The organism is Bradyrhizobium sp. (assembly GCF_036735945.1).
Lineage (GTDB): Bacteria > Pseudomonadota > Alphaproteobacteria > Rhizobiales > Xanthobacteraceae > Bradyrhizobium.
In genome coordinates this window covers 1-4,532 of sequence record NZ_DAINNI010000215.1, presented here as the reverse complement: position 1 = coordinate 4,532, position 4,532 = coordinate 1, and the positions used below count along the sequence as shown (strand labels likewise).

Below are 4,532 nucleotides of genomic sequence, written 5' to 3'. Positions count from 1 at the left end.
TCGAGCCGAAATGGGTCTCCGACCATCTGTGCTGGACCGGCGTGCACGGCAAGAATCTGCACGACCTGCTGCCGATCCCCTACACCGGCGAAGCGCTCGATCACGTCGTCGGCCGCGTGCAGCTCGTGCAGGATCTTCTCGGCCGCGCCATCGTGATCGAGAACGTCTCGACCTATGTCCAGTTCGACAATTCCGAGATGACGGAGTGGGAATTCCTGTCCGAACTGTCCCGCCGCTCCGGCTGCTGGCTCCTGTTCGACGTCAACAACGTCTATGTCAGCGCCTTCAACCACGGCTACGATCCCATGACGTTTCTGAACGGCATTCCGGCGGATCGCGTCGTGCAGTTTCACATGGCCGGCCACAGCCACATGGGCACCCACATCATAGACACCCATGACCATCCGGTGTGCGAGGACGTCTGGGAGCTCTATGCCGCGGCGCTGAAGCGCTTCGGCCGGGTCTCGACCATGATCGAACGCGACGACAACATCCCGCCGCTGGCCGAACTTCTGCCCGAGGTGGCCAGGACGCGCGAGATGGCCGAGAATATCCTTGCCGAAGGCAGCCACGCCGGATGAGCGACTTCGCGCGACAGCAGGCGGATTTCCAGCGCGGCATCCTCGATGGCGACGACACGGTGCTGGCCGAAATCCTCGACGGCCCGCGCGAGAAGCGCGACGTGCTGTTCGGCGTCTATCGTCATGCCTACGGCTCGCGGCTGGTCGAGGCCATGCGTAACGACCATGAACTGCTGCATCTTTATATCGGCGACGAGATGTTCGACGAGATGGCGCATGCCTACGTCAGGGCGTGTCCTTCCACGCATTCGAACCTGCGCTGGTTCTCGCAAGGCCTGCCCGAATTTTTGCGATCGACCGCGCCCTATGCCGATCACGCCGTGCTCTCCGATCTCGCGGCGCTGGAGAAGGCGCTGAACGACGCCTTCGACGCCGCCGATGGCAAGACGGTCGACCTGACCGACATGGCGGGCTTCGCGCCCGAAGTCTGGTCCGGCCTCCGCTTTGAGCCGCATCCGAGCGCATCGAGGCTCGACCTCGCGACCAACGCGGCGGCGATCTGGCTTGCGCTCAAGAATGACGAAACGCCGCCGGACGCAGCCGGGCTGGAGCAGCCCGCACGCCTGCTGATCTGGCGGCAGGACGTCACACCGATGTTCCGCGAGCTTCCACCGGAAGAAGCCATGATGTGGGACGAGGCTGCCAACGGCATTCCCTTCGGCGTGCTCTGCGAGATGCTCGCGACCTATGACGATCCTGACAGCGCGGCCGGCCGTGGCGCGGGATATCTGCACGGCTGGATCACGGCCGGGCTTCTCACCACCGTTTCCGTCGGTTCATGACAGGGAGCGCCGGGCGAATGGACATCGACACCCATCGCCACTTCATCGAGCGCATGCATTGGGACGAGGTCGCACAGCGCATCGAGGCCGGCGCGATAGCGATCCTGCCGATCGGCGCCGCGGCCAAGCAGCACGGCTTCCACCTCCCCCTCAACACCGACCGCATCCAGGCCGAATGGCTCGCGGGCAAGATCGCGGAGCGGATCGACGCGCTGATCTGGCCGACGCTGACCTACGGCCATTACCCCGCCTTCGTCGAATATGCCGGCAGCAACACCCTCTCGATCTCGACTTTCGAGGCGCTGATACGCGAGATCGGGGGCCAGATACTTGGTGGCGGGTGCCAAAAACTGCTCGTGCTCAACACCGGCATCAGCACGCTCGCTCCGGTCGATCGTGCGCTGACGCGCCTCGACCGCACGCGGATCAGGCATCTGTGGATTCACGAAGGGCCGCGCTATCCGCGCGTGGCCCGTCAGTTGGCCGAGCAGGGCCATGGCAGCCATGCCGACGAGATGGAAACGTCGCTGATGCTGGCGATGGCGCCGCATCTGGTGGACATGGCGCGCGCCGAAGCCAGTCCAATCCGGAACAAGGAGACGCCGGGGTCATTGACGCCTTCGGATCCGGATTCGCCGAACTACAGCCGCTCCGGCAGCTATGGCGATCCGACGCGGGCGACGGCAGCCAAGGGCGAAGCCCTGCTTGCCGCCATGCTGGAAGATCTCCATGAACAGGCCGCCGCGTTCGCCGCGCAAGGCGGCCACCAACCGGCGGCCATGCACAGCGTGACGCGATGAAAACTGCCGGCGCCCTGCGCTGGACCGTTGCCGCCGCGGCGATTGGCGCGATGCTGACGGGTGCGATCTCGTTCCGTGCCGACGCGCAGTCCGACTATATGCGCGGCGACGGCATGCCTTACGACGCGTTCGACCGCCTGCCCAAGATCGATCTTGAGGTCGACGGCGGCATCATCCATACAGCCTTCGCGCCGGGTGAGATGACGCTGCCGAGGGAAAAGCTGCTCGACTGGATCAGGACGTCGGCCCGGGCCGTCACGACCTATTACGGGCGCTTTCCCGTCAGTTCGCTGCGGCTGCTGCTGGTGCCGGTCGAGGGCGGACGCATTCGCGGCGGCACGACGTGGGGCTATCGCGGCGCCGCCATCCGCATTCCACTCGGCCGCGATGCAACCGAAGACGTCCTGCGCCGCGACTGGGTGATGGTGCATGAGATGGTGCATACCGCCCTGCCCGACATGCCCGATCGTTATGCGTGGCTGTCGGAAGGCCTGGCTGTTTATGTCGAACCGGTCGCGCGCGCGCAGGCCGGCGACCTCTCGGCGCGGGAAATCTGGCAGGCGATGATGCGCGACATGCCGAAGGGGTTGCCGCAGGCCGGCGATGAAGGGCTCGACAACACGCCGACCTGGGGACGGAAATATTGGGGCGGCGCGATATTCTGCCTGCTCGCCGATATCGAAATCCGCAAGCGCACCAACAATCGCCTCGGATTGCAGGACGCGATGCGCGGCGTGCTCGCCGCCGGCGGCAATCACGAGCAGGACTGGCGGATCGAGCGCGTTCTCGCAATCGCTGACCGGGCCGTCGGCGTCGACGTCCTGACCCGCCTTCACGCCGAGATGGGACCGAAGGCGGTGACGCCCGATCTCGCCGCGCTGTGGCACGACCTCGGCTTGAAGCGGGTCGGCGAGGATATCGAATTCGACGACACCGCGCCGCTCGCCGCGATCCGCAAGGCGATCACCGCGCCACGTGAACAATAGCGCGTGCCAGCCGTCGATCCGGCAGCCAACCGCTGCCGGATCCTTTGCGCCGCGGATCAGAACTTGTAGCTGGCGCCGACGCGAACGAGGTGCATCTCGTTGCGGAATTCGGCCCGCGTGCGATCCTTGCTGGATAGCGTGACGCTGCCATAGTCGGCGTAGAGGTATTCGCCGCGGCCGACAAAATGCTCGGTGAAGGCATATTCGATGCCGCCGCCTGCGATCAGCCCGGCCTTGATCTGTTCGTCCCAGATCGCCTGCACCAGGGTATCGCATCCCTTCTGCACCGTGTAGCGGTAGCCATTACCGATGCTGGCCACGCCGACACCGACGGCGCCGAACACCAGCAGGCGGTCGAACGCGTAGCCGGCCCGCAGGCGCGCTGAGCCGAAGGCGCCAAAACTCGACAGCAAGGCGCTGTCGCCAAAGATCAGTTCGTCCCGTGACGAGGAGGACTTGCCCCAATCGAATTCGCCGCCGATCACAAAGCGGTTGGCGAATTGATAGTTGTAGCCGCCATAGACGCCGACCGCGAAGCCGCCGGCCTGCCCCTCCGAATGGCGGCACGCGCCGTTTCGGCAGTAATCGGCGGCCCATGCCGCATACCCGCCACCGCCATAGATGCCCGCATAGAACCCGGTCCAGTTGTAGGAGGGCGAAGGCAGGTCCGGAACACGGATTTCGGCAGCCTTCGCCGCCGGACCTGCCAGCAAGAAGCCGCAAGCGGCAACGATCCCCCAGGAAACAAAACGCATCAACGCACCTCTTCACGCACGCAAAACGCAACACATGTTGCGGCATGAGCAGAAGAGCGCAGTTCGGGCGCGATGATGTTTAAGTCGGGCGACGGCGTGTTGAAACGAGGCTATGTTTGGAACGAAATTGGGATTGCCGCCACAATGTACAATCTTGGATTGAACAACGTCATTGCAAGGCTTTGTCCGCCACCTGCGGTTTTAGTTTGAAGGTGGCGGACAATCGCTACCCCACCGGCACGATCTTGCCGGGGTTGAAAATGTTCTGCGGGTCGAGTGCCTGCTTCAGCGCGCGCATGGCGTCGATCGCCTCGGGGCCGAGCTCGGCCTTGAGGTATTTCTGCTTGCCCTGCCCGATGCCGTGCTCGCCGGTGCAGGTGCCGCCCATCGCCTGCGCCCGCTCGACCAGACGGTGCATGAACTCCTCGCCGCGCGCCATTTCGTCCTTGTTGTCGACGTCGCAGACCAGCGAACAGTGGAAGTTGCCGTCGCCGACATGGCCGACGATCGGCGACAGCAGATTGAGCCGCTTCAGGTCTTCCTCGGTCTCGGTAACGCAGTCGGCCAGCCGCGAGATCGGCACGCAGACGTCGGTCGCCACCACGCCGGCGCCGGGGCGCAGCGCCTT

Annotated in this window: 6 protein-coding genes; 4 read left to right on the top strand and 2 right to left on the bottom strand. The window is 64.8% G+C overall.

What is annotated here, in order from left to right; genetic code table 11:
- From V7E26_RS29300 to V7E26_RS29285, 4 genes are all read left to right on the top strand, one after another.
- Positions 1-581: DUF692 domain-containing protein (locus V7E26_RS29300; protein WP_324422873.1), on the top strand; the 581-nt coding region annotated here is incomplete at its 5' end.
- Positions 578-1,363 carry a DNA-binding domain-containing protein gene (locus tag V7E26_RS29295; protein WP_324422872.1) on the top strand — a complete coding sequence of 262 codons (786 nt, stop codon included), beginning with the start codon at positions 578-580 and terminating at the stop codon, positions 1,361-1,363. The genes V7E26_RS29300 and V7E26_RS29295, both read left to right, overlap by 4 nt.
- A gap of 17 nt (positions 1,364-1,380) precedes the next feature.
- Complete coding sequence (locus tag V7E26_RS29290) at positions 1,381-2,163, top strand: creatininase family protein (protein ID WP_324422871.1); 783 nt, start codon at positions 1,381-1,383, stop codon at positions 2,161-2,163.
- Complete coding sequence (locus tag V7E26_RS29285; RefSeq protein ID WP_324422870.1) at positions 2,160-3,149, top strand: hypothetical protein; 990 nt, start codon at positions 2,160-2,162, stop codon at positions 3,147-3,149. Before V7E26_RS29290 ends, V7E26_RS29285 begins: the two co-directional genes overlap by 4 nt.
- 56 nt (positions 3,150-3,205) lie before the next feature.
- Here V7E26_RS29285 and V7E26_RS29280 read toward each other — a convergent pair whose 3' ends face one another.
- Together V7E26_RS29280 and V7E26_RS29275 are read right to left on the bottom strand one after the other, a co-directional pair.
- Positions 3,206-3,904 carry an outer membrane protein gene (locus V7E26_RS29280; protein ID WP_324422869.1) on the bottom strand — a complete coding sequence of 233 codons (699 nt, stop codon included), beginning with the start codon at positions 3,902-3,904 and terminating at the stop codon, positions 3,206-3,208.
- 226 nt (positions 3,905-4,130) lie between these two features.
- On the bottom strand, positions 4,131-4,532 hold a 402-nt coding region (locus tag V7E26_RS29275; protein ID WP_324422868.1), incomplete at its 5' end, for an FAD-binding oxidoreductase.